Below are 23,865 nucleotides of genomic sequence, written 5' to 3' on the forward strand. Positions count from 1 at the left end.
GGGGCGACCTCGGGTGCGATGTGGCAGGCGATGAGCCAGCAGGGCGTGCTCGACGCGATTCCCGTCGTCACCGGGCTCGGTGACTCCGCCACGTTCGGCGCCTACGGTGAGGCATCCGAGAAGATCAACTTCCTGAACTACTACTTCCCGGGCGCCCCCGACAACGCCGTCAACACCGAGATGATCAGCCTGCTCGAAGAGGACGGCTGCACGCCCGACCTCTTCAGCCCCGACGGCTTCAACGCGGCACTCATGATCGTGCACGCGATCGATGAGGGTCAGGGCGATGTCGACGCGATGATCGCAGCCCTCGAGGGCTACTCCTTCGACGGTCCGAAGGGCACGCTGACGGTGCGCGCTGGCGACCACGCGCTGCTGCAGGAGATGTATCAGGTCAAGCTCGTCGCCGACGGCGGCAGCTTCGTTCCCGAGCTGATCGACACGGTGCCTGCCGACGCGGTAGCCCCCGCCGAAGCGCAGTAAGGCCCAGAACCAATGAGCACTCCGGTTCCGTCCGCGCCCGCGCAGCATCCGGCTCCCTCCGCCCTGCGGGTGGAGAAGCTGGGTCTGCAGATCGGCGGCGCGACGATTCTGAAGGATGTCGACGTCGATGTCGCCCCAGGTTCCCTGGTCGGCGTCATCGGGCCGAACGGCGCAGGCAAAACCACGCTGTTCAACGTCGTCTCCGGCATCATGACCCCCACAGCAGGTCGGGTCCTGATGAACGGCGAAGACATCACGAGGATGTCGGTGCCCGCCCGGGCGCGGGCGGGACTGGGGCGCACTTTTCAAACCTCGAGCCTGTTCCCCAAGCTGAGCGTGCTCGAGAACGTCAGGCTCGCCGCGCAGGTCGCGGTGGGGCGTGACTACTCCCTCTTCCACTTTCCATCGAAGAGCGGTGGCGCGAAGAAGGATGCCGCAACCCAGCGCGCCCTGCAGAATCTCGAAGAAGTGGGCCTGACCCACAAGCTCCTCACTCCGGCGGGAGACATCTCCCACGGCGACAAGCGCAAGCTCGAGATCGCGGTGCTCCTGGCCATGGATTCGAAGATCGTGCTGCTCGACGAGCCGATGGCTGGCGTCGCATCTGGCGATGTGGCGGGCCTCGTCGACAACATCCGCGAGCTGCAGGCGAGAACCGGATGCACGGTTCTCATGGTCGAACACCACATCGACGTACTGATGGGGCTCGTAGAAAAGGTGGCAGTGATGTACTTCGGCTCGATCATCGCGTTCGACTCACCCGCTGAGATCATGGCCAACCCGCTCGTGCAAAGCGCCTACCTGGGCAACGCCGCATGAGCGCCATCCTCGAAGTCAGCGACCTGCGCTGCTCGATCAGCGGCCAGCCGGTCGTCGAGAGCGTGACCTTCTCGGTCCCGGCCACCGGCATCACGGCGGTCCTCGGACGCAATGGTGTCGGCAAGACCTCGACGCTGCGCGGCATCCTGGGATTGATTCATCGCCGCGGCGAGGTGCGCCTTGCCGGAGAGCGGATCGACACGCTCCCCACCCATCGGATCGTCAAGCGGGGCGTCGGCTACGTTCCGGAAGACCGTGAGGTGTTCGCCAAGCTCACGGTCGCCGAAAATCTCGCCCTGGCCGAACGGCAGCGCAATCCGCGCCGTGAGTTCGTCGCCGAGCTCTTCCCCGACCTCGTGAACCGTCGCGACCAGATGGCCGGCACCCTCTCGGGCGGACAGCAGCAGATGGTCTCGGTCGCCCGCGCGCTCATGAACGACAACCAGCTGCTGCTGGTCGACGAACCGACCAAGGGGCTCGCCCCCAAGATCGTCACCGAGGTTGCAGACGCCCTCGAGGAGGCAGCAAAGACGGTGCCGATCCTGCTGGTGGAACAGAACCTCGAGGTCGTCAAACGACTCGCGCACGACGCGATAGTCATCGACAGCGGCCGCGTCGTCCACGTCGGGCCCGCCCGCGAGATCCTCGACGACGAGGAGCTCACCCAGCGACTGCTCGGTGTTCATGCCGAGCGGCCCGCGGATCCCAAGCCTGCACCGTCCTCGGAGGCCCACTCGTGAGCACCATCATCCTGACCCTGGTGACCGGTGTCGGTCTCGGGGCCCTCTACTTTCTCGTCGCCTCGGGCCTGAGTCTGATCTACGGCCTCATGCACGTGCTCAACTTCGCGCACGGGGCGTTCCTGACTCTGAGTGCTTTCCTCGGATGGATGGTCGCGCAGGCGCTCGGGACCGAGTCGTGGTGGTCGTTTCTCGTCTCGATCCTTGTCGGCGCTGCGGTCGGCGCTCTGTTTGCAACCCTGACCGAACTCGTGCTGATCCGCCCGCTCTATGAGCGACACATCGAGCAAGTGCTCGTCACGGTCGGACTCTCATTCGCCGCGGTCGCCCTGTTCGAAGGGGTGTGGGGCACCGACGCGATTCCGATCTCGGGTCCACCCTCGCTCAAGGAGACCACCGAGATCCTCGGAGCCCGGATCCCCAACGTGTACTGGATCCTGATGCTCGCCGCGGGGCTCGTGCTGGCAGCACTGGTGCTGTTCCTCCAGAAGACGCGGTACGGCATGATCATCCGCGCTGGCGTCGAGAACCGTTCGATGGTGACGGCTCTCGGAATCGACGTGCGGCGCTCCTTCACTCTCGTCTTCGCGATCGGCGGGGCAGCTGCCGGCATCGGCGGCGTGCTGGCGATGCACTACTCGACGTTCGTGTCAGCGCACCTCGGATCCACGCTGCTGATCTTCGCGTTCATCGTCACGGTCGTCGGTGGTCTCGGCTCGCTGACCGGGGCCGCAGTGGCATCCGTGCTGGTTGCCGTGTTGCAGCAGTTCGCGAACTTCTACCTCGGCGGCACCGGAGACTTCATCGTCGTCATCCTGCTGGCGGTCGTGCTGCTCGTGCGACCTTCTGGACTCCTCGGGAGGAAGGCATGAGCATCCGTCGATACTGGCCGGCGCTCGTCGGCGTCGGGCTCGTGATCTTCATGGCGGTGCTGCCGCTCCTGAACATCTCGATCCCCGGCATCCTGCCTACCCCCACCTACCAGCCGGGAACCCTGGCGCTGCTCTCGCTGTGCATGGTGTTCGCATCCCTCGCGCTGTCGTACAACCTGCTGCTGGGCACGTCCGGGATGCTGTCGTTCGGGCACGCGCTCTACTTCGGCGCCGGCGCGTATGGCCTCGGCATCGCGCTCGAGCACTTCGGGGTGCCGCTCTTTCCCGGCGTGTTCGCGGCCCTCATCGGCGGGATGATCATCGCCTTCGTCACGGGTGCTGTCGCGATGCGCGTCTCAGGGATTCCCTTCGCGATGGTCACGCTCGCTTTCGCTCAGGCAGGCTCCGTGCTCGTGCGTCGCAACTCCGCGATCACCGGCGGTGAGGAGGGTCTGAGCCTGAACACCGACCAGGTCCCGGACTTCCTCGTCGGCGTGATCAACACGCGAAACCTGTACTGGTTCGCCCTGGCGGTGCTGGTGATCGTGTACCTGGTGACGCTCTGGGTCGACACCTCTCGCCTCGGGCACCTCGCCCGGGCCACCCGCGAGAACGAGCAGCGGGTGCGGGTCCTGGGCCTTCGGCCCTACCGGGTGCGACTCATCGTCTTCGTGATCGCCGCGGTGCTCGCGAGCCTTGCCGGGGTGGCGTACATGCTGCTGCAGTCGGGAACGGTGCCGCGGTCCGTCTCCGCCGATCTCACCATCACCGTGCTGGTCATGGTCGTCCTCGGCGGGGTCGGATTCCGGTGGGGTGCGATCGTCGGGGGAGTGCTGTACACCCTGCTCGATCAGCGGCTCACGGTCCTCGCCGGGTCCGAGGCCATCGAGTCGCTCCCGGATTTCCTGCGCATTCCGCTGTCGGAGCCGCTGTTCCTGCTCGGTGCGCTGTTCATCATCGTGGTGATGTTCCTCCCCGGGGGCATCGCCGGCACGATCGATGGCTGGTGGCGTCGTCGTCACGGCGAACGTCACGTGCGCGATAGTCTGCGGAGCATCGACGACGCGGAGGCAGATGCCGATGCGGTCGGTGCCTCGGAGGTTCGAGCGTGAGCAACGACGTACAAGACGAGTCGCACACGATCGGCCGGTGGCTGGTCGAGCGCGCCGCGCACACACCGCATCGTGTTGCGATCGACGATCGCGGGGTGACGATCACCTACGGCGAGCTGGCCGACCGGGCGCGAGAACTCGCCGAGAGCCTCGCAGGAGCGGGCTTCGGCCCGGGAACGCGCATCGCAACGCTCGCGGGAAACTCCATCGACCACGTCGTGCTCTTCTTCGGATGCGCGCTTGTCGGTGTCGCGTTCGTTCCGCTCTCGTGGCGTCAGAGCACGCGTGAGCTCGTCGACACGCTCGGCCGCAGCGACCCCCAGCTGCTGGTGGTCGATGACGAGTTCGCCGCGTCCGCGGCCGACGCCATCCGTGAACTGGCGGAGCCTCCGCTGGTTGCCGCCCTGGGGACTGCCGGCATTGAGCGCGCCGTCCCCCCGGCGCGCGACCCGCGGCCAGCCCGCGCGGTCCGCGACGATGACCCTTTGCTGATCGTGTTCACGTCGGGGAGCGAAGCTGCGCCCAAGGGCGTCATCCTCACCCACGCCAACTGCTTCTGGAACAACCTGGCCCTCGGGCGCGCGCTGCCACTGGGTGAGGGGGATGTCGTTCTCACCGTCTTGCCGCAGTTCCACGTTGCGGCGTGGAACTGCCAGCCGCTGCTCGCGTGGTGGGGCGGCGCGACTGTCGTGCTGGAGCGTTCGTTCGACACCGAGCGCGTGCTGCAGCTCATCCGAGAGCGCCGGGTCACCGCGATGATGGGCGTTCCGACGCAGTATGCGATGCTCGCCGAATCCCGAGGGTGGGACGCCAGCGATCTGTCGTCGATCCGCCTCGCGCTCGTGGGTGGAGCCACCCTACCCAGCGCGGTTCGAGACGCGTGGCACGCCCGCGGCGTTGAGCTGGTCCAGGGTTACGGACTCACCGAAGCAGGCCCCAATGTGCTGCACTGCCCGACCGGCAGCGCCGGCGGCCACGAGGGCGCGGTGGGGCGACCGTATCCTCACGTCAGCGTCCAGGTCGTCGACCCCCACACGCTGCTTCCGCTCCGCGGGGACGCGACGGGGGAGCTCTGGGTCCGAGGACCGAGCGTGTTCGCGGGCTACCTCGGTGACCCGGATGCCACCGCGCGGGCCATGCACGGCGACTGGTTGCGCACCGGCGATCTCGTCCACCGCGACCGAGACGGCGTCTTCACCGTCGTCGACCGGCTCAAAGACATCTTCATCTCCGGCGGCGAGAACGTCGCCCCCGCCGAGGTCGAGCACGCGCTGTGTCTGCACCCTCTGGTGAGCGGCGCAGCCGTGGTCGGCGTCCCCGATCCGGTGTGGGGCGAACGGGGCGTCGCCTTCGTCACGATTCGCGCGGGAGCGGTCATTTCTCGCGACGAGATCCTCGCGCACGCCCGGCGCACCCTTGCGGCCTTCAAAGTCCCCATTGCCGTCGAGGTCGTCGAACGACTGCCCCGATCCTCGATCGACAAGTTGGCGAGGTCGCGGCTGCGTGAGCGTGCCAGAGCGACCGTGGCATCGACTCAGGAGGTGTCGCATGAGCGTTCCCATTGAGGACGAGGACGTCACGCCGGTCTCGTCGGCGACAGGCCGGCCGTTGACCAAGCGGGGCGAGGCCACGCGGAGCCGGCTGCTCGAGGCGGCCGAGACGGTGTTCGCCGATCAGGGGTACCACGAGGCATCCATCGTCAAGATCACCGAGCGCGCCGGTATCGGGCTCGGAACGTTCTATCTGTACTTCGACAGCAAGCAGACGATCTTCGAAGCACTCGTGATCGATCTGAACCGGCGGGTACGGCACTCGATGTCGGAGGCGATGGCAGGAGCGTCGAGCCGTCTTGAAGCCGAACGCGCGGGGTTTGCCGGGTTCTTCCGCTTCACTGCGGCGCATCCCGCGTTGTACCGGGTTGTGCGCGAGGCAGAGTTCGTCTCACCCGACACTCTGCGACTGCATTACACGCGCATCGTCGAGGGGTATGAGGCGGGGCTCCGTGCCGCCCAGGGAAGCGGGGATGTCGATCGCGCGCTCGATCCCGAGGTCACGGCGTGGGCGCTCATGGGCATGGGAGAGCTCATCGGCATGCGGTTCCTGCTCTGGGAACGGGATGCCGAGGGCAGGCCGCCTGCCGAGCTGGACCCCGCCGTGATGGCGTCGATGTCGACGCTCATCGACAACGCGCTCGCTCCCCGAGCGGAACCGAAGAAGGAGGAGCCTCGATGACCGAGAACGACCTTGCGGGGCGACGCGCCCTGGTCACCGGCGGCGCGAGCGGCATCGGTTTCGCATGCGCGACAGAGTTCGCCTCTCGGGGCGCAAGTGTCGTCGTTGCCGACCTCAACGCGGACGCCGCTCACGCGGCTGCCGAACAGATCGGCGGCGAAGCCTGGGTCGTCGACCTCTCCGAGACCGAAGCGCTCGATGACCTGAGCCTCGAGGTCGACATCCTGGTCAACAATGCCGGCATCCAGCGGGTGAGTCCCATCGCCGAGTTCGACCCGGCGACCTACCGGGTGATGATGCGCCTCATGCTCGAATCGCCGTTCCTGCTGGTGCGTGCCGCGCTGCCGCACATGTACGCGAACGGATGGGGCAGGGTCGTCAACATCTCCAGCGCCCACGGGCTGCGCGCCAGTCCCTACAAGGTCGCCTACGTCGCGGCAAAGCACGGCCTGGAGGGACTGTCGAAGGTGACAGCGCTTGAGGGCGGCCCGCACGGTGTCACCAGCAACTGCATCAACCCGGCCTATGTGCGAACCCCGCTCGTCGAGAAGCAGATCGCCGACCAGGCGAAGGTGCACGGTATCCCCGAAGACGAGGTCGTCGAGAAGATCATGCTCACCGAGACCGCCGTCAAGCGTCTCGTGGAGTCTGACGAAGTTGCATCCCTGGCCGGCTGGCTCGTCTCAGACAAGGCCGGGATGGTCACTGGCGCCTCCTACACGATGGACGGCGGGTGGACCGCACGATGAGCGCGCACACCTATCGCACTGTCGACGTCGTCGTCCCCGGGGGTGACCTGCACGTTGGTGTCTGGGATCCGGTGGCCCCGCAGACCGGCCAGGTGCTGCTGGTCCACGGCGTCACCTCGTCGCACCTGGCCTGGCCGTTCGTCGTCGAGGAGCTCCCCGGGATTCGCGCGATCGCGCCAGACCTTCGTGGGCGCGGACGCAGCAACGAGGTAGCCGGGCCAGCTGGGCTTGCTGCGCACGCGGACGACCTGGCCGCTGTGCTCGATCACCTCGGCATTGAGAAAATCCCGGTCGTCGGGCATTCGATGGGCGCTTTCGTGTCTGTCGTGTTCGCTCACCGGCATCCGTCGCGGGTCGAAAGCCTGCTTCTTGTCGATGGTGGGTTGCCCCTCGACGTTCCACCGGGGTTGGATGCGGATGCCGTCGTCGCGCATGTCCTCGGCCCCACCGCGGCGCGCCTGTCGATGCGGTTCGGATCCATCGATGACTATCTCGAGTTCTGGCGGCCCCACCCCGCCTTCGCGCAGGCGTGGTCGCCCGAACTCGAGAGCTACTTCGCCTACGACCTCGTCGATGACGGGTCCGGGATGCTGCGACCGGCCACAAGCTACGAGACGATGGTCGACGACACCATCGACATGAACACGGGGTCTTCGTTGCCGGACGCACTCGCCGATCTGCAGCATCCGACAACCCTTATCACGGTGCCGCGGGGATTGCAGGGTGAGGAGCCGGGGCTGTACGCACCGGAGTACCTCGAGGGGGTCCTCGCGACGTATCCGAGCATCGAGCACACGCGGCTCGATGACCTCAACCACTACACGATCGTGATGAGTGAGCAGGGTGCGCGCGTCGTCGGTGAGGCGGTGCGTTCGGTGCTCGCCCAGCCGCGCAGCGTTGCGTGACCAGCACCGCCGCGCAGCGTTGCGTGACGTCGTGGATCGATCACTGGCGGCCGCGTGCTGACTCGAAGGCGAATCGGCGGATGCGTGCAGCAGCAAGGACTCGTCCGATTGCCTTTATCACCTCGATGGCGAGGAAGCACGCAAGGGCATATCCAATCGCGGTCGCCCATTGCGCGAGGCTTAGCGGGACGGAGCCGAACCACGCATGGAACGGTGGCAGGTAGGTGTATCCCGTCTGGAGTGCGGCAAGTATGGCGATGGAGATCCAAATCGCGTGATTCCCGGTGAGTGCACGCAGGGTGAAGCTCGATCGGCGTAGGAGGCGAACGTTGAACAACACGGCCACCTGAGCGACCACGAGTACTGTCACTGCTTCGGCGCGCGCCGTCTCGAGGTCAGCACCGCGAGCGAGTTCGGCGAAGAAGGCAATGATCGTCGCGGCTGATACCACAATGCCCATTCCCGCGAGCATGAGCAGCTTTCCTGAGAGGATCGACTCGCCGGCGGACCGGGGTCGTCGTTTCATCGTTCCGGGCTCGACTGGTTCGTAGGCGAAGGCGAGAGAAAGGGTAACGGCGGTAACGAGGTTCACCCAGAGAATCTGAGTGGGCTGCAGAGGGTCGGGGAAGCCAACCACGACGGCGGTGAAGACGACCAGGGCTTGCCCGAGTGTCGTGGCGAGGATGAAGACCACGGACTTGCGCAGGTTGTCGTAGACGCGTCTGCCTTCGCGTACGGCTCGCTCGATGGTGGCGAAGTTGTCATCGGCGAGGACGATATCGGAGGCGTCTTTGGCGGCTTCTGTTCCCTTCATTCCCATGGCGACGCCGACGTCGGCTCGGCTCAGCGCGGGAGCGTCGTTGACTCCGTCACCGGTCATCGCGACCACGCCACCGCGGGACTGGAGTGCAGCGACGATGCGCAGTTTGTGTTCTGGGCTGGTACGCGCGTACACGTCGACGTCCGCGACGACATCCCGCAGCTGTACGTCGTCCATCCCGTCGATCTCGGCCCCGGTCAGCACTGTCGCGCCGTCGTCGACGACCCCCATCTCGGCGGCGATGGCATGCGCGGTGCGGGCGTGGTCACCGGTGATCATCTTCACGCTCACGCCGGCCTCCTGGCATTCGGCGATCGCGGCCGTCGCTTCGGGTCGTGGCGGGTCGGCGATGGCGACGATGCCCAGCAGCACCAGTCCGCGAAGATCCTCAGACTCGACGGTCAGGACATCCGGTGACACGTCACGACGAGCTGCGGCGAGGACCCGCATTCCCTGCGCGGTGTACTCGTCGACGAGCGCCTGCCACCGGTCGTGCTCCACCGGGTCCTTCCCTCCGTCGGTGGCTCGCTGGTGCTCGCAAAGGGTGAGCAGACGGTCGGGCGCACCCTTGACGAAGATGACTTGCCTTCCCGCGATCGATCGGTTGAGGGTGGCCATGTACTTCACGCTGGCTTCGAACGGGATCTCGTCCTGGCGCGCGAAGTCGGAGGCGTCGATGCCAGCCTTGCGACCCAGGGTGATCAGTGCGCCTTCGGTGGGATCCCCCACGACCCGCCACCCGGCGGTCTCTGTGTGGTCGAGCCGCGCGTCGTTGCACAGGGTGAGCGCGAGCGCCAATTCGCGCAGATCCGGCATACCCGCGGAATCCAGGTCGCCGTTTCGCAGGATCGCTCCCGTGGGATCGTAGCCTTCGCCGGTGACCGTGTACCGGGCGGCCGCGGTGGTGGCGGCCCTCACGGTCATCTCGTTCTTGGTCAGCGTGCCGGTCTTGTCGGAGCAGATTACGGTGACCGACCCGAGGGTCTCTACCGCAGCCAGTCGGCGGGTGATCGCCCGCTGTGCAGCCATCTGCCGCACGCCCAGTGCAAGGGTGATCGTCACTACCGCCGGCAGCCCCTCCGGCACCGCGGCCACCGCAAATGCGATGGCGGATGATAGTAGCAACTCCGGGGAGTTCCCGTGCAGGATCGATCCGAGCGCGACCATCACGACGACCAGCACGAGCACGGTGACCGTCAGCTGACGTCCGAGCCGGTTGATCGAGCGGATGAGCGGGGTGTCCGTGCGCTCGACATCGCGAACCAGCTGCTGGATACGGCCGAGTTCAGTACGGATTCCGGTCGCGGTGACCACGGCCACAGCTCGTCCGGCGACCACGATCGATCCGGCGTGTAGCATATTGTGCCGGTCGCCGAGGGCGGCATCGTGCGGCACAGTGTCGGTGTGTTTGGCCGCAGGAACCGCTTCGCCCGTCAGCGCAGCCTCATCTGCCCGCACATCACGCGCTTCGACCAGCCTTGCGTCCGCGGGCGCTCGATCGCCGGCGTGGACTCGAATGATATCGCCGATGACCAGCGTGGCAGCGTCGATGTCGTGCCAGCTGCCATCTCGCCGCACGGTGGCGTGCGGCGAGAGCATCTTGCGGATTCCGCGCAGGGCCTTCTCGGCTTGCCCCTCCTGGACGAACCCGATGATCGCGTTGATAAGTGCGACCGCGAGGATCACCGACGCGTCGATATAGTCACGCGACGCGAGCTTGATCACCGCAGCCGCAAGCAGAACGTAGATGATTGCGTTGTTGAACTGCGCCAGGAACCGCAAGACCGGATGCGTCGGCGACGGTTCTGGCAGACTGTTCGGCCCGAAGTGCGCATGGCGCCGGTCTACCTCCCCCGAGGCGAGCCCCGCACGAGTCGTTTCGAGTCCCTCGAGCACGACACCGGCAGGGTGACCATGGGGATCGTTCGGCGAACCCGATGCCGCGGCCGGGTGATGGGTGAGTTCAGCCGGTGTCCGTCCCCGCGGCGCATGAGGCTCCCGAGACCCTTCGCGGCTCACAGCGGACATTTGATTCTGCTCCCGTCACTCCTCGTCCGGGCGTTCCTTCCACCGTGCCAAACCAGGCGGACGTGAGGTAGGGCCCATGGTCCCCGCCGATGGGACCTCCGCCCCTACCCGAGTGGCGCCCGGCAGGGGATGCTGCGATCAGCAGATCCGGGGCGCGACAGCGCCAACCGGACTCCGGGCCCGAACAAAGGAGTACGAGATGCAGGAGAAGATCATCGTCGGGGTGACGGATGCTGCCGTATCGCGCCGCGCCGTCGACTGGGCCACCGAGCGGGCGACGATCAGGGGCGACCGGCTCGAACTGGTGTCGATCGTCGGCGGTGCCGCCGGTGTCATCGGTGAAGGCAACATCATCGATCATGCGCTCGAGCTGACACAGAACATGCTGGATGAAGAGGCCGAGCGTGTGCGTGCACGCGGCGTGCCCGCCCGGACACGTGTCGCACGCGGCAAGCCGGTCGAACAGCTCATCGAAGCCTCGAAGGATGCCGCGCTGCTGGTCATCGGTAGCGACTACCGCGGCCCGCTATCAGGGCCGGCTCGAGGTCCGCACGGGATCCGCATCACCGCCGCCGCACAGTGCCCCGTGGTCGTCGTGCCCGACCTCGACCTCACTGGCCGGTCCGGGGTGATCGTTGGCGTCGATGGGTCAGACGTTTCCGAGCTCGCTATCGCCTTCGCCGCCGTCGAAGCAGACCGATCCGGAGAACCGCTCACCGCGGTGAGCAGCTGGTCTCCGGTGGCGCTTCCCCTCTACGTTCGGTCATACCCTGACGACTACCTCCAGATCATGCAGAAGCTCACCGAGGAAGCGCTCGCGATTTCGATCGCCGGTATTCCGCAGCTGTATCCCGACCTGGACGTGCGCCGCGTGGTCGAGAGGAGTGATAGTCCGGACACGCTGATCAATCGACTCGCCTCGCAAGCTCGCCTTACCGTCATCGGGTCACATGGCTACGGCCGAGTTGCGCGTTTCCTGCTCGGATCCACCAGCCAGCAGGTACTCGCCCGCCTCGCCACGGTGACAGTCGTCGTACGGTGAACAGACCGCGCTGGAGGCGCAGGTCAATCCGGAGGTCGCCTGAGCGCGGCTGACAGCGCCTGTTGCGGCAGCCCGGGCGGTCTCAGCCCCGGGATGCCGCGACGCGTGTCGTCAGCTGGTGCGCGTGGGCCAGCAGGATGCGGCCGAGCTCGGGGAGCCGGTCGGGTCCGAATCGGAACTCGACTCCCGTGAGACTCAACGCCCACTGCGGGTGCCCTTCGCGTGTGAAAACAGCGGCCCCGACGCCGAAGCTTCCTTCGACGATCAGGCCCGGGTTGACGGCGTACCCGCGCTCGTGCGTCTCGCGCAGACGGCCCCGAAGCCGCGTCGGGGCGTGAGCGGCACCCCACCGCTCCGGGAGCTCAGGATGCCGCTCGAAGTATGCGTCCACATCGTGGTCTGGAAGGAAGGAGAGGATCGCGAGCCCCGCCGACGCGACGCCCAGGGGAAAGCGCACACCCTCGGACAGTACGAAGGATCGGATGGGAAAGCTCCCCTCCTCGCGCAACAGACACACTGTCTCGTCGCCGCGTCGCACCGAGAGGAAGGCGCTTTCTTCGGTGCGGACGGCGAGCGAGCGCACGATGTCGCGAGCGAGGCTCGTGATGTCGTACCGGGATGCTGCGGCCGTACCCATCAGGTAGAGCTCGGGCCCCGGCATCCAGGTGCCGAGTGCTTCGTCCTGGTCGACGAGCCCCTCGTGGCGCAGCGCCGTGAGGAGTCGGTGGGTCGTCGGGCGGGTGAGATCCGCCCGACGGGCCAGCTCCGAAACGGTGAGGCCCGCAGCGCCTCCTGCCGACACCAAGCGCAGCAGAGATGCCGCGCGCGCGATTGCCTGCGCGCCCGGTACGGAGGGAGGGCTGTCCATGATGTGGACGGTAGTCGTGGTGATGTCCACATCGCAAGCGGATGCTGGCGTCGGCGGGCGCCAGGCGGAGACGATGGTGGTGCGGCGAGCCATTCATGATGCGCCCCGCACCCGAACCGGCAGACCGAAGGAGTTCATCCGTGATCGACAAGACGTGGGAGTCGCCGGCCGCAGCCGTGGCCGACATCCCCGACGGCGCTACCCTCGCCGTCGGCGGGTTCGGACTGTCGGGCAACCCGATGGCATTGATCGAGGCGCTGCACGCGCGCGGCGTCGGCGACCTGTCGATCGTGTCCAACAACTGCGGGGTGGATGACTGGGGCCTGGGCATCCTGCTCGCCGACAAGCGCATCCGCAAGATGATCTCGTCGTACGTGGGCGAGAACAAGGAGTTCGAGCGGCAGTTCCTCTCTGGCGAACTCGAGCTCGAGTTGACGCCGCAGGGCACGCTCGCCGAGAAGCTCCGCGCGGGCGGCGCCGGGATCGCCGCCTTCTACACGCAGACCGGCGTGGGGACCCAGGTAGCCGAGGGTGGATTGCCTCGGCGCTATGACGGGTCAGGCGGCGTGGCCGTCGCTTCGCCGGTGAAGGATGTCCGCACCTTCGAGGTGTCGGGGCGCGAGCGTGAGTATGTGCTCGAGGAAGCGATCGTCACCGACTACGCCCTCGTCCACGCGCTGCGTGGTGACCGTCACGGCAACCTCGTCTTCAACAAGGCAGCTCGAAACTTCAACCCCCTCGCGGCGATGGCCGGCCGCATCTGCATCGTGCAGGTCGAGGAGCTGGTCGAGCCGGGCCAGATCGACCCGGATGCCGTGCACCTGCCCGGCGTGTACGTTCACCGCATCGTCGAGGTCGGTTCCGACATCGAAAAGCGCATCGAGCGACGCACCGTCTCGGTGACCCCGGAAGGAGCCTGAGATGGCACTCACCCGCAATGAGATGGCTGCCCGCGCCGCCCAGGAGCTCGCCGACGGCGCCTACGTCAATCTGGGGATCGGACTGCCGACCCTCGTGCCCAACTACGTTCCCGACGGCGTCACCGTCGTGCTGCAATCCGAGAACGGCATCCTGGGCGTCGGTCCCTACCCGCAGGAAGATGACGTCGACCCCGACCTCATCAACGCCGGGAAAGAGACGGTGACGACCCTGCCGGGCGCCGCGTTCTTCGATTCCGCGACGAGCTTCGGCATGATCCGTGGCGGCAAGATCGATGCCGCCATCCTCGGTGCGATGCAGGTGTCGGCCTCCGGAGATCTTGCCAACTGGATGATCCCCGGAAAGATGGTCAAGGGCCCCGGCGGCGCGATGGATCTCGTGCACGGTGCAGCGAAGGTGATCGTCCTCATGGAGCACGTCGCCAAAGATGGCACGCCGAAGATCGTCAACGACTGTTCGCTGCCGCTGACGGGCAAAGGCGTCGTCGACCGCATCATCACCGACCTCGCGGTTCTCGACGTGACACCCGAGGGCCTCGTCCTCGTCGAGCTCGCGCCGGGCGTCAGCGTTGCGGATGTCGCGGCTGCGACAGAGCCCGAGATCACCGTTTCGAGCGACCTTAAGGTGGAGGCATGAACCACGAGGATGTCGTCATCGTCGGTGCCGCACGCACCCCGCAGGGCCGGTTGAAGGGGCAGCTGTCATCGCTGCCGTCCACGGCGCTCGGCAGCATCGCGATCCGCGGCGCGCTTGAGAAAGCCGGGATCAGCCCCGAGGTCGTCGACGCGGTTCTGGTCGGGCAGGTGCTGCCCGCGGGCGCGGGCCAGAACCCCGCGCGCCAGGCGGCGATCGGCGCGGGCATCGGCTGGGATGTGCACGCATCCTCGATCAACAAGGTGTGCCTGTCGGGCCTCACCGCTGTCATCGATGCCGCCCGCATGGTGCGCCTCGGCGATGCCCGGGTCGTCGTAGCGGCGGGGATGGAGTCGATGTCGCAGGCACCGCATCTGCTCATGGGCTCGCGCGAGGGCTGGTCGTACGGATCGATCGAGGTGCTCGACCACATGGCCCACGACGGCCTCACCGACGCCTTCGACCGCGAGAGCATGGGCGGCTCCACCGAGCGCCACAACGCCCGTTACGAGGTCACGCGCGAAGACCAGGATGCCGTCGCCGCTCGCTCTCACCAACGCGCGGCAGCCGCGTGGGAAGCGGACGTATTCGCCGACGAGATCGTTCCGGTGGAGATTCCGCAGCGCAAGGGCGAACCGAAGCTGGTCACCCGCGACGAGGGCATCCGCCCCGAGACGACTGTCGACACCCTCGCGGGGCTTCGTCCGGCGTTCTCGAAGGACGGCACGATCACGGCGGGCAACTCGTCACAGATCTCCGATGGCGCGTCGGCAGTGATCGTCACGAGCCGAGCGCACGCGGACGAGAACGGGTGGCCGGTCCTTGCCGTCCTCGGGTCGGCGGGTCAGGTCGCGGGCCCCGACAACACCCTTCACGCCCAGCCCGCGCGGGCGATCCTCGCCGCCTGCGAGCGGGAGGGGATCGCCGCCGCCGATCTGGACTTCGTCGAGATCAACGAAGCGTTCGGTGCCGTGGTTGCGCGCTCGCAGGCAGAACTCGGACTTCCCGACGACGTCGTCAACATCCACGGCGGCGGCATCGCTATCGGTCACCCGATCGGGGCCTCGGGCAATCGACTTGTGGTTCATGCCGTCCACGAGCTGCTGCATCGCGGGAGCGGCACGGCAGCTGTCGCGCTGTGCGGTGGCGGCGGCCAGGGTGACGCGCTGATCCTCAAGCGCTGAGCGAACCCTGTCACGCCACCAAAGCCGTCATGCGATGAGCGGATGCCGCAGTTTCGGCATCCGCTCAGTCGTTCCCGCGGCTAGTCTTCGAGGCGTCGCGCGGCGGGGGAGTCGGCCGGAACGGGCTTTCCCTGGTCGATGCGACGCATGTCGACGATCGCGCCGATCGCCAGAGCAACGGTGATGCCCCAGTTGATCCACGCCAGCGCGGTACGCCAGGTGAAGGTGTCCTCCCGGAGCGCGCGAAGGAGCGAGAAGCCTGAGATGACTGCTCCGATGATGCCGGTGCCAAAGAGGTACTTGCCCATGCGAACCACGCTACACATCAGCTCGCCGCTGTCCACCCCCGGGGGTCAACCCGGCGAAGCGATTAGCCTGGAAGTGCCCGCGTCCGCCATCGTGAAGGAGCTCGCGTGTCGCAAGCTGATTTCGTCGTCGTAGCCAACCGCCTCCCTGTGGACCGTGATGACGACGGCGGATGGCGGCGTTCTCCCGGTGGTCTGGTCACAGCGCTCGAGCCCGTGATGCGCAAGACCGAGGGTGCCTGGGTCGGGTGGGCCGGCAAGCCGGGGCTCGAACTGGAACCCTTCGACTTCGAAGGCACACATCTCGTCCCCATTACTCTCAGCGCCGACGAGGTGCAGAACTACTACGAGGGGTTCTCGAACGACACGATCTGGCCGCTGTATCACGACGTGATCGCCGCGCCGCGGTATCGCCGCGTGTGGTGGGATGCCTACGTCGACGTCAACCGACGGTTCGCTGAAGCTTCGGCCACCGCAGCCGCCGAGGGCGCGACGGTCTGGGTTCAGGACTACCAGCTGCAACTCGTGCCGGCGATGCTGCGCCGGATGCGTCCCGACCTCACGATCGGCTACTTCCATCACATCCCGTTCCCGGCATACGGCCTGTTTTCGCAGCTGCCGTGGCGTCGACAGGTCATCGAAGGACTCCTCGGCGCGGATGTCGTCGGGTTCCAGCGGGTGGCGGATGCCGGCAACTTCGCCCGGGCCGTCAGGCGCCAGTTCCACTACACGACCAAGGCCTCGGGCATCACGGTTCCCCTCGAGGACGGCAGTACGCGAAACGTCCTCGCGAAGGCGTACCCGATCTCGATCGACGCGGAGTCGTACATCGAGCTCGCGCAGCGCCCCGACATCCAAGCCCGTGCCAAGGAGATCCGCGAGAGCCTCGGCAACCCCAAGACCGTGATGCTCGGGGTCGACCGGCTCGACTACACCAAGGGCATCCGACACCGCCTCAAGGCGTTCGGTGAGCTCCTCGAAGACGGCAGACTCAGCGTCGAAGACGCGACCCTCGTGCAGGTCGCAAGCCCCAGCCGCGAACGGGTGGAGGCCTACATCCAACTGCGCGACGAGATCGAACTGACGGTCGGGCGCATCAATGGCGACTTCGACACGATGGACCACACCGCCATCCGGTACCTGCACCAGGCCTTCCCGCGCGAAGAGATGGTCGCGCTGTACCTGGCCGCCGACGTCATGCTCGTGACGGCGCTGCGCGACGGTATGAACCTCGTCGCGAAGGAATATGTCGCCAGCCGCATCGACAACCGCGGGGTGCTGCTGCTGAGCGAGTTCGCCGGGGCTGCCGACGAGTTGGGGTCGGCGATCCGCATCAACCCCCATGACATCGACGGTATGAAGGATGCCATCATGCGCGCCGTCGAGATGCCGGGGACCGAACAGGGCCGCCGGATGCGCACGCTTCGCCGCCGCGTGCTCGATCACGACGTGAGCGACTGGTCCAAGTCCTTCCTCGAGGCTCTCGCGGCGGCGAAGCGCTAACCGCGAGTTGTCCTTCCCCCATGCGAGTTGTCCTTCCTGACCGCGAGTTGTCCCTCCCTCACGCGAGTTGTCCTTCCTGACCGCGAGTTGTCCCGCCCGATCACCCGAACGGAAAGAACCGAGATGACGAATCCCGACGCCAATCCCGTCTCCGACGCCCTCCCCGCCCCGGTGCTCGAAGCCCTCTCATCCGTCGCGGGTGTCCCGACCCTGCTGGTCGCCCTCGATTTCGACGGCACACTCTCGCCGCACGTGGAGGACCCGATGACAGCGCGGATGCTGCCCGCGGCCCGTGACGCGGTCCATGCGCTGGCCGCGCTGCCGAACACGGTGGTAGCCCTCGTGTCGGGGCGCAGCCTCGTCGACCTGCGGATCATTGCCGAGCACACGGATGACTCACCGATCACTCTCGCTGCCTCCCACGGTGCTGAATACTGGTTCCCCGGCGAGGGGCCGGTTGAGCCCGCCGAGGATGACGCCGAGCGCGGTCTCCGCGATCTGCTGCGCGCCCGCGCCGAAGAGATCGCCTCGGACTACGAGGGCGTGTGGATCGAGCCGAAGACCTTCGGGTTCGGTGTTCACACCCGCAACGCAACTGAGGAGGCGGGGGAGAAGGCAGCAGCCGCCGTGGATGAGATGGTCGCTTCCGCAGCCCCCGACTGGCGTCGCCGGACCGGCAAGAAGATCGTCGAGTACGCCTTCCGGCACGAGGGGAAAGACAGCGCCATCGCGAACCTCCGCGAGCGGGTTCACGCCGACGCCGTGCTGTTCGCCGGTGACGACACGACCGACGAGGATGCCTTGCGCAGCCTGCAGTCGCAGGATCTCGGCATCCACGTGGGCGACGGCGAGACGGCGGCTCGAGTGAGCGTGCCCGACATCCCCGCGATGGCCGCCACCCTGGCCGAGCTCGCGGATCAGCGGCGCCACGCGCAGGAATAGACTTCGTGCATGGCCCCGCACGACAGCACCATTGACATCAAACCTCGGAGCCGGGTCGTCACCGACGGCATCGAAGCCACCACCTCCCGCGGAATGCTCCGCGCGGTCGGTATGGGTGACGAGGACTGGGACAAGCCCCAGATCGGCATCGCCTCGAGCTGGAACGAGATCACCCCCTGCAACCTGAGCCTGGACCGCCTCGCTCAGGGCGCGAAAGAGGGTGTGCACTCCGGTGGCGGGTACCCGCTCCAATTCGGCACCATCTCCGTCTCTGACGGCATCTCTATGGGGCACGAGGGAATGCACTTCTCTCTCGTGAGCCGTGAGGTCATCGCCGACTCCGTCGAGACCGTCGTCATGGCCGAGCGCCTCGATGGCACAGTGCTGCTGGCGGGCTGCGACAAGTCCATCCCCGGGATGCTGATGGCAAGCGCCCGCCTCGACCTGTCGAGCGTCTTCCTCTACGCCGGCTCGATCGCGCCCGGGTGGGTCAAGCTCTCGGACGGCACCGAGAAGGACATCACGATCATCGACTCGTTCGAGGGTGTCGGCGCGTGCCTGTCGGGCCGGATGAGTGAGGCCGACCTCAAGCGCATCGAGTGCGCCTTCGCGCCCGGCGAGGGTGCGTGCGGTGGCATGTACACCGCCAACACGATGGCATCCGTCGCTGAGGCGCTGGGGCTCAGCCTTCCCGGCTCTGCCGCCCCGCCGTCAGCCGACCGCCGGCGCGACGCGTTCGCCCACCGCTCGGGCGAGGCAGTCGTGAACCTGCTGAAGCTCGGGATCACGACGCGCGACATCCTCACCAAGGAGGCTTTCGAGAACGCGATCGCTCTCGCGATGGCTCTCGGGGGTTCGACCAACGTCGTGCTGCACCTGCTGGCGATCGCGCGCGAGGCTGATGTCGACATCACCCTGCACGACTTCAACCGCATCGGCGACAAGGTTCCGCACGTCGCAGACATGAAGCCGTTCGGGAAGTACGTCATGAACGACGTCGACCGCCACGGCGGCATCCCGGTGGTCATGAAGGCGATGCTCGACGAAGGACTGCTGCACGGCGACGCGCTCACCGTGACCGGCAAGACCCTCGCCGAAAACCTCGCCGACTTGAACCCCGACCCGGTGGATGGCACCGTCATCCACGGGTTCAACAACCCGATTCACGAGACCGGTGGCATCACGATCCTGCACGGCTCGATGGCCCCCGAGGGTGCGGTCGTGAAGTCCGCGGGCTTCGACAGCGACGTCTTCGAAGGCCCCGCACGCGTGTTCGAGCGTGAGCGGGCCGCCATGGATGCGCTCGAGGCCGGGGAGATCTCGGCCGGCGACGTCGTCGTCATCCGGTACGAGGGCCCGAAGGGCGGCCCCGGCATGCGGGAGATGCTCGCGATCACAGCTGCCATCAAGGGCGCTGGGCTCGGAAAAGATGTACTACTCTTGACAGACGGCAGATTCTCGGGCGGCACAACCGGCCTGTGCATCGGCCACATAGCACCCGAAGCGGTCGACGCAGGTCCGATCGCCTTCGTGCGCGATGGTGATCTGATACGGGTCGATATCGCAGCTCGCTCCCTCGACCTACTCGTCGACGAGGCTGAGCTGAGTTCCCGCCGGCAGGGCTGGGAGCCGCTTCCTCCGCGCTATACCCGTGGCGTCCTCGCCAAGTACACGCGACTCGTGCGTTCGGCATCCGAAGGCGCGACGACGAACTAGGCGTTCCTCTCTCGCAACTCTCGACATCCATCGCAAGGAATCATCATGTCTTCCGACATCGCCACGGCCGTGCCCCGGCCCCCCGCTCGCAGCGCCTCGGCGCCTGTGATGACGGGCGCTGAGGCGGTCGTCCGTTCGCTCGACCTCCTGGGAGTGTCCGATGTCTTCGGCCTTCCCGGCGGCGCGATCATGCCCGTCTACGACCCACTCATGGACGACGAGGCAGTTCGTCACATCCTCGTCCGACACGAGCAGGGTGCCGGTCACGCAGCCGAAGGGTACGCGTCGGCATCTGGCAAGGTCGGTGTTGCCATCGCGACGTCGGGGCCGGGGGCCACGAACCTCGTCACGGCGATCGCGGATGCCTACATGGACTCCGTGCCGCTGCTGTGCATCACGGGCCAGGTCTTCTCGAGCCTCATGGGCACTGATGCGTTCCAGGAAGCCGACATCGTGGGGATCACGATGCCGATCACGAAGCACTCCTTCCTGGTCAAGCGTGCCGAAGACATCCCCGGCGCGATCGCGGCTGCCTACGAGATCGCCTCGACGGGTCGCCCCGGTCCCGTGCTGGTGGACATCACGAAGGATGCCCAGCAGGCCGAGGCGCCGTTCATCTGGCCGCCGCAGATCGATCTGCCGGGGTACCGGCCGGTGACCAAAGCCCACGGGAAGCAGATCCAGGCTGCGGCTCAGCTGATCGCGGAGGCCGAGAAGCCGGTGCTCTACGTCGGCGGTGGCATCATCCGCTCCCGCGCTTCGGAGCAGTTGCTCGCCCTGGCAGAGGCTACCGGCGCGCCGGTTGTCACCACGCTCATGGCCCGGGGTGCGTTCCCCGACTCGCACGAGCAGAACCTCGGCATGCCCGGCATGCACGGCACGGTCCCCGCTGTGCTGGCGCTGCAGGAGTCCGACCTCATCGTGGCGCTCGGTGCCCGGTTCGATGACCGGGTCACCGGCAAGGCATCGCACTTCGCGCCGCACGCGAAGGTCATCCACGTTGACATCGACCCCGCCGAGATCTCCAAGATCCGTGCCGCTGACGTTCCGATCGTGGGTGATCTGCGCGAGGTTCTCGTCGATCTGGATGCGGCGTTCCGCGCGAACGCCGACGCGGGCCGTGCCGACACCAGCCAGTGGTGGGCCTACCTCAAGGGTCTGCGCAGCGAGTTCCCGCTCGGATACGCCCCGACGACCGATGGACTCCTGGCGCCCCAGAAGGTGATCCAGCGGATCGGTGAGCTCACCGGCCCGGAGGCCGTCTACGCAGCGGGCGTCGGACAGCACCAGATGTGGGCTGCCCAGTTCATCAAGTACGAGCGCCCCAACGCCTGGCTCAACTCGGGTGGGGCGGGCACGATGGGCTACGCGGTTCCGGCGGCGATGGGCGCGAAGGTTGCCGAGCCAGACCGCGTGGTGTGGGCGATCGACGGTGACGGATGCTTCCAGATGACCAATCAGGAGCTTGCCACCTGCGTTCTCAACAACATCCCGATCAAGGTTGCGATCATCAACAACTCGTCGCTGGGGATGGTGCGCCAGTGGCAGACGCTGTTCTTCAACGGCCGCCACTCCAACACCGACCTGAACACGGGCCACGGCACCGCACGCGTGCCCGACTTCGTGAAGCTGGCTGAGGCGTACGGATGCCTCGCCCTGCGCGTGGAGAAGGAAGACGAGATCGACGACGCAATCCGCACTGCGCTGGAGACCAACGATCGCCCCGTCGTCATCGACTTCGTCGTGTCGGCAGACGCGATGGTGTGGCCGATGGTGCCCCAGGGTGTCGGCAACAGTGAGATCCAGTACGCGCGTGAGCACGCCCCGACCTTCGATCAGGAGGACTGAGCCATGACAAGTCACGTGCTGAGCCTTCTGGTCGAAGACAAGCCAGGGCTGCTGACCCGCGTCGCGGGTCTGTTCGCTCGCCGCGGCTTCAACATCGAATCCCTCGCCGTGGGTGTCACCGAGGTGCCGGGGCTGTCCCGCATCACGGTGGTCGTCGACGTCGAAGGGCTCCCGCTCGAACAGGTGACCAAGCAGCTGAACAAGCTCGTGAACGTCATCAAGATCGTGGAGCTCGACCCCGCGGCATCCGTGCAGCGCGAGCACATGCTCGTGAAGGTGCGTGCCGACAATGCGAGCCGTTCCAGCGTGCTCGAGGTCATCAACCTGTTCCGCGCATCGGTGGTCGATTACGCTCCCGAGGCGATGGTCGTCGAGATCACCGGCGATAAGGGCAAGGTTGAGGCGTTCCTGCGCGCGATCGAGCCCTTCGGTATCAAGGAGCTCGCCCAGTCGGGCATGCTCGCGATCGGCCGCGGCGGCAAGAGCATCACCGAACGGGTCCTGCGGGGCTGAGAAGACCACGCCGATCCGCTCCCGGTCGTTGAGCGGGCTCGGCGAGAACAAACGACCACAATCGCACAGTCAAGGAGAGACACCCCCATGGCCGAAATGATCTACGACCAGGATGCCGACCTCGCCCTCATCCAGAGCAAGAAGGTCGCCATCGTCGGCTACGGCTCGCAGGGCCACGCCCACGCGCAGAACCTGCGTGACTCGGGCGTCGAGGTCGCCATCGCGCTGAAGGATGGCTCGAAGTCCGCGCCCAAGGCGCAGGAGGACGGCTTCGAGGTCAAGTCCGTCGCCGACGCCACCGCATGGGCCGACGTCATCATGATCCTCGCGCCCGACCAGCACCAGCGCGGCATCTACAACAACGAGATCAAGCCCAACCTCGCACCGGGCAAGACCCTCGCTTTCGCGCACGGTTTCAACATCCGCTTCGGCTACATCGAGGCTCCCGAGGGTGTGGACGTCATCCTCATCGCCCCGAAGGCTCCCGGCCACACGGTTCGTCGTGAGTACGTCGCAGGTCGCGGCATCCCCGACATCATCGCTGTCGAGAAGGATGCCTCGGGCAGCGCCTGGGAGCTCGCGAAGTCGTACGCGAAGGCCATCGGCGGTACGCGCGCCGGCGTCATCAAGACGACCTTCACGGAAGAGACCGAGACTGACCTCTTCGGCGAGCAGGCAGTGCTGTGCGGTGGTGTGTCGCAGCTGATCCAGTACGGCTTCGAGACCTTGACCGAGGCCGGCTACCAGCCTGAGATCGCCTACTTCGAGGTGCTGCACGAGCTCAAGCTCATCGTCGACCTCATGTGGGAGGGTGGCATCGCCAAGCAGCGCTGGAGCGTCTCGGACACCGCCGAGTACGGCGACTACGTCTCGGGCCCGCGCGTCATCGACCCGCACGTCAAGGAGAACATGGCGGCGGTCCTCGCCGACATCCGTTCCGGTGCGTTCGCCGAGCGGTTCATCAACGACCAGGACAACGGCGCCGTCGAGTTCCTCGAGCTGCGCGAGAAGGCTGCGAAGCATCCGATCGAGGCTGTCGGCAAGGACCTGCGTTCGCTGTTCTCGTGGAAGCAGCAGGACAAGGACTACGTGGAGGGCTCGGCCGCGCGCTGATCTTCACACCCCTCTTCCGCCGAACCCACACCTCCGGCCCCGAACCCACCTGTTCTGCGCGAGCAGATGCGTGGGTTCGGGCCGGGACGTGTGGGTTCGGTCATGGGTAGGCTGAACTCGTGAGCACCGACCGCGACGACGACGCCCTCTCGTGGGGGGATGACGACCCGACGCTCGACGCGGGTCCCTCGCTGCCCCCGGGTTACGTCGCCGTCGGCAAGGGGAGCGAGGCGATCGCCCCGACGTCATCGCCGGCCGCGGATGCCGAATCCGACTCTCGCTCGGATGCTGCAGCTCCCGCGCCGGAAGCGGAGCGGGCGGATGCCGACACCGACGACGCACCCGCAGCAGGCCCGAGCAACGCTGCGCTCATCATCCTCGGCGTCTTCGGCGGCGTGTACGCCCTCGAGAGCATCGGGTGGATCATCGGGGGCCTGCGGCTGCAGCAGTACGCCGAGTTCCTCGTCGCGCCGCTGGCCTATCAGGTGAGTCTGTGGCT

23 protein-coding genes are annotated in these 23,865 nt (G+C 66.8%); 20 read left to right on the forward strand and 3 right to left on the reverse strand.

Features of this window, described 5'->3' with window-relative positions; genetic code table 11:
- The 9 genes from B3587_RS13845 to B3587_RS13885 all read left to right on the forward strand — a co-directional run.
- The coding region (locus B3587_RS13845; RefSeq protein WP_292729714.1) for an ABC transporter substrate-binding protein at nucleotides 1-483 on the forward strand (483 nt) is incomplete at its 5' end.
- 12 nt (nucleotides 484-495) lie between these two features.
- Entirely contained in the window at nucleotides 496-1,302 is an 807-nt protein-coding gene (locus B3587_RS13850; RefSeq protein ID WP_292729717.1) for an ABC transporter ATP-binding protein, read from the forward strand.
- On the forward strand, nucleotides 1,299-2,042 hold the full coding sequence (locus tag B3587_RS13855; RefSeq protein WP_292729721.1) for an ABC transporter ATP-binding protein: 744 nt from the start codon (nucleotides 1,299-1,301) through the stop codon (nucleotides 2,040-2,042). Before B3587_RS13850 ends, B3587_RS13855 begins: the two co-directional genes overlap by 4 nt.
- Nucleotides 2,039-2,914: a branched-chain amino acid ABC transporter permease gene (locus B3587_RS13860; RefSeq protein ID WP_292729723.1), complete on the forward strand. Its 876-nt coding sequence runs from the start codon at nucleotides 2,039-2,041 to the stop codon at nucleotides 2,912-2,914. Before B3587_RS13855 ends, B3587_RS13860 begins: the two co-directional genes overlap by 4 nt.
- A complete protein-coding gene (locus B3587_RS13865; RefSeq protein WP_292729726.1) occupies nucleotides 2,911-4,026 on the forward strand; it encodes a branched-chain amino acid ABC transporter permease in 1,116 nt (371 codons plus the stop codon). The genes B3587_RS13860 and B3587_RS13865 overlap by 4 nt, the downstream gene beginning before the upstream one ends.
- Entirely contained in the window at nucleotides 4,023-5,591 is a 1,569-nt protein-coding gene (locus B3587_RS13870) for a class I adenylate-forming enzyme family protein (protein ID WP_292729729.1), read from the forward strand. Before B3587_RS13865 ends, B3587_RS13870 begins: the two co-directional genes overlap by 4 nt.
- Complete coding sequence (locus B3587_RS13875; protein WP_292729732.1) at nucleotides 5,575-6,258, forward strand: TetR/AcrR family transcriptional regulator; 684 nt, start codon at nucleotides 5,575-5,577, stop codon at nucleotides 6,256-6,258. Before B3587_RS13870 ends, B3587_RS13875 begins: the two co-directional genes overlap by 17 nt.
- Entirely contained in the window at nucleotides 6,255-7,007 is a 753-nt protein-coding gene (locus B3587_RS13880; RefSeq protein WP_292729735.1) for a 3-hydroxybutyrate dehydrogenase, read from the forward strand. The genes B3587_RS13875 and B3587_RS13880 overlap by 4 nt, the downstream gene beginning before the upstream one ends.
- Complete coding sequence (locus B3587_RS13885; RefSeq protein WP_292729738.1) at nucleotides 7,004-7,912, forward strand: alpha/beta fold hydrolase; 909 nt, start codon at nucleotides 7,004-7,006, stop codon at nucleotides 7,910-7,912. Before B3587_RS13880 ends, B3587_RS13885 begins: the two co-directional genes overlap by 4 nt.
- 40 nt (nucleotides 7,913-7,952) lie before the next feature.
- Here B3587_RS13885 and B3587_RS13890 read toward each other — a convergent pair whose 3' ends face one another.
- Nucleotides 7,953-10,760: a cation-translocating P-type ATPase gene (locus tag B3587_RS13890; protein WP_292729741.1), complete on the reverse strand. Its 2,808-nt coding sequence runs from the start codon at nucleotides 10,758-10,760 to the stop codon at nucleotides 7,953-7,955.
- 199 nt (nucleotides 10,761-10,959) lie between these two features.
- Between B3587_RS13890 and B3587_RS13895 the strand changes: the two genes are divergently transcribed.
- Nucleotides 10,960-11,802, forward strand: coding sequence for a universal stress protein (locus B3587_RS13895; RefSeq protein WP_292729744.1), 843 nt, complete (start codon nucleotides 10,960-10,962; stop codon nucleotides 11,800-11,802).
- A gap of 82 nt (nucleotides 11,803-11,884) precedes the next feature.
- Here B3587_RS13895 and B3587_RS13900 read toward each other — a convergent pair whose 3' ends face one another.
- Nucleotides 11,885-12,670 carry an IclR family transcriptional regulator gene (locus B3587_RS13900; RefSeq protein WP_292729747.1) on the reverse strand — a complete coding sequence of 262 codons (786 nt, stop codon included), beginning with the start codon at nucleotides 12,668-12,670 and terminating at the stop codon, nucleotides 11,885-11,887.
- Nucleotides 12,671-12,810: 140 nt separating this feature from the next.
- Between B3587_RS13900 and B3587_RS13905 the strand changes: the two genes are divergently transcribed.
- Genes B3587_RS13905 through B3587_RS13915 form a run of 3 tightly spaced genes read left to right on the forward strand, consistent with a single transcriptional unit; the run spans nucleotide 12,811 to nucleotide 15,426 of the window.
- Entirely contained in the window at nucleotides 12,811-13,590 is a 780-nt protein-coding gene (locus B3587_RS13905; RefSeq protein WP_292729750.1) for a CoA transferase subunit A, read from the forward strand.
- 1 nt (nucleotide 13,591) lies between these two features.
- Nucleotides 13,592-14,245 carry a CoA transferase subunit B gene (locus B3587_RS13910; protein ID WP_228178075.1) on the forward strand — a complete coding sequence of 218 codons (654 nt, stop codon included), beginning with the start codon at nucleotides 13,592-13,594 and terminating at the stop codon, nucleotides 14,243-14,245.
- Nucleotides 14,242-15,426: an acetyl-CoA C-acetyltransferase gene (locus B3587_RS13915; RefSeq protein ID WP_292729754.1), complete on the forward strand. Its 1,185-nt coding sequence runs from the start codon at nucleotides 14,242-14,244 to the stop codon at nucleotides 15,424-15,426. Before B3587_RS13910 ends, B3587_RS13915 begins: the two co-directional genes overlap by 4 nt.
- An 80-nt stretch (nucleotides 15,427-15,506) precedes the next feature.
- Here the strand turns inward: B3587_RS13915 and B3587_RS13920 are convergent, their stop codons facing one another.
- On the reverse strand, nucleotides 15,507-15,734 hold the full coding sequence (locus B3587_RS13920; protein WP_228178077.1) for a hypothetical protein: 228 nt from the start codon (nucleotides 15,732-15,734) through the stop codon (nucleotides 15,507-15,509).
- A 105-nt stretch (nucleotides 15,735-15,839) separates the two neighbouring features.
- Between B3587_RS13920 and B3587_RS13925 the strand changes: the two genes are divergently transcribed.
- From B3587_RS13925 to B3587_RS13955, 7 genes are all read left to right on the forward strand, one after another.
- Nucleotides 15,840-17,234, forward strand: coding sequence for an alpha,alpha-trehalose-phosphate synthase (UDP-forming) (locus B3587_RS13925; protein ID WP_228178078.1), 1,395 nt, complete (start codon nucleotides 15,840-15,842; stop codon nucleotides 17,232-17,234).
- 123 nt (nucleotides 17,235-17,357) lie between these two features.
- A complete protein-coding gene (gene otsB, locus B3587_RS13930) occupies nucleotides 17,358-18,176 on the forward strand; it encodes a trehalose-phosphatase (RefSeq protein ID WP_228178079.1) in 819 nt (272 codons plus the stop codon).
- Between the two features lie 9 nt (nucleotides 18,177-18,185).
- Complete coding sequence (ilvD, locus tag B3587_RS13935; protein WP_228178080.1) at nucleotides 18,186-19,892, forward strand: dihydroxy-acid dehydratase; 1,707 nt, start codon at nucleotides 18,186-18,188, stop codon at nucleotides 19,890-19,892.
- Between the two features lie 45 nt (nucleotides 19,893-19,937).
- Nucleotides 19,938-21,740 (forward strand): acetolactate synthase large subunit, encoded by a 1,803-nt coding sequence (locus B3587_RS13940; RefSeq protein ID WP_228178081.1) that lies wholly within the window; start codon nucleotides 19,938-19,940, stop codon nucleotides 21,738-21,740.
- A 3-nt stretch (nucleotides 21,741-21,743) separates the two neighbouring features.
- Nucleotides 21,744-22,253: an acetolactate synthase small subunit gene (ilvN, locus tag B3587_RS13945; RefSeq protein WP_228178082.1), complete on the forward strand. Its 510-nt coding sequence runs from the start codon at nucleotides 21,744-21,746 to the stop codon at nucleotides 22,251-22,253.
- An 87-nt stretch (nucleotides 22,254-22,340) separates the two neighbouring features.
- On the forward strand, nucleotides 22,341-23,366 hold the full coding sequence (ilvC, locus tag B3587_RS13950; RefSeq protein ID WP_228178083.1) for a ketol-acid reductoisomerase: 1,026 nt from the start codon (nucleotides 22,341-22,343) through the stop codon (nucleotides 23,364-23,366).
- A gap of 119 nt (nucleotides 23,367-23,485) precedes the next feature.
- Nucleotides 23,486-23,865 (forward strand): DNA polymerase III subunit gamma/tau (locus B3587_RS13955; protein ID WP_292729762.1); only part of this gene is annotated, 380 nt, incomplete at its 3' end.

This window comes from Microbacterium sp. UBA837 (assembly GCF_002296025.1).
Classification (GTDB): Bacteria; Actinomycetota; Actinomycetes; order Actinomycetales; family Microbacteriaceae; genus Microbacterium.

Coding starts and splice junctions, on each gene's coding strand:
- B3587_RS13850 (WP_292729717.1), top strand. CDS start 496: ATGAGCACTCCGGTTCCGTCCGCGCCCGCGCAGCATCCGGCTCCCTCC.
- B3587_RS13855 (WP_292729721.1), top strand. CDS start 1,299: ATGAGCGCCATCCTCGAAGTCAGCGACCTGCGCTGCTCGATCAGCGGC.
- B3587_RS13865 (WP_292729726.1), top strand. CDS start 2,911: ATGAGCATCCGTCGATACTGGCCGGCGCTCGTCGGCGTCGGGCTCGTG.
- B3587_RS13875 (WP_292729732.1), top strand. CDS start 5,575: ATGAGCGTTCCCATTGAGGACGAGGACGTCACGCCGGTCTCGTCGGCG.
- B3587_RS13880 (WP_292729735.1), top strand. CDS start 6,255: ATGACCGAGAACGACCTTGCGGGGCGACGCGCCCTGGTCACCGGCGGC.
- B3587_RS13885 (WP_292729738.1), top strand. CDS start 7,004: ATGAGCGCGCACACCTATCGCACTGTCGACGTCGTCGTCCCCGGGGGT.
- B3587_RS13890 (WP_292729741.1), bottom strand. CDS start 10,760: ATGTCCGCTGTGAGCCGCGAAGGGTCTCGGGAGCCTCATGCGCCGCGG.
- B3587_RS13895 (WP_292729744.1), top strand. CDS start 10,960: ATGCAGGAGAAGATCATCGTCGGGGTGACGGATGCTGCCGTATCGCGC.
- B3587_RS13900 (WP_292729747.1), bottom strand. CDS start 12,670: ATGGACAGCCCTCCCTCCGTACCGGGCGCGCAGGCAATCGCGCGCGCG.
- B3587_RS13910 (WP_228178075.1), top strand. CDS start 13,592: ATGGCACTCACCCGCAATGAGATGGCTGCCCGCGCCGCCCAGGAGCTC.
- B3587_RS13915 (WP_292729754.1), top strand. CDS start 14,242: ATGAACCACGAGGATGTCGTCATCGTCGGTGCCGCACGCACCCCGCAG.
- B3587_RS13920 (WP_228178077.1), bottom strand. CDS start 15,734: ATGGGCAAGTACCTCTTTGGCACCGGCATCATCGGAGCAGTCATCTCA.
- otsB (WP_228178079.1), top strand. CDS start 17,358: ATGACGAATCCCGACGCCAATCCCGTCTCCGACGCCCTCCCCGCCCCG.
- ilvD (WP_228178080.1), top strand. CDS start 18,186: ATGGCCCCGCACGACAGCACCATTGACATCAAACCTCGGAGCCGGGTC.
- B3587_RS13940 (WP_228178081.1), top strand. CDS start 19,938: ATGTCTTCCGACATCGCCACGGCCGTGCCCCGGCCCCCCGCTCGCAGC.
- ilvN (WP_228178082.1), top strand. CDS start 21,744: ATGACAAGTCACGTGCTGAGCCTTCTGGTCGAAGACAAGCCAGGGCTG.
- ilvC (WP_228178083.1), top strand. CDS start 22,341: ATGGCCGAAATGATCTACGACCAGGATGCCGACCTCGCCCTCATCCAG.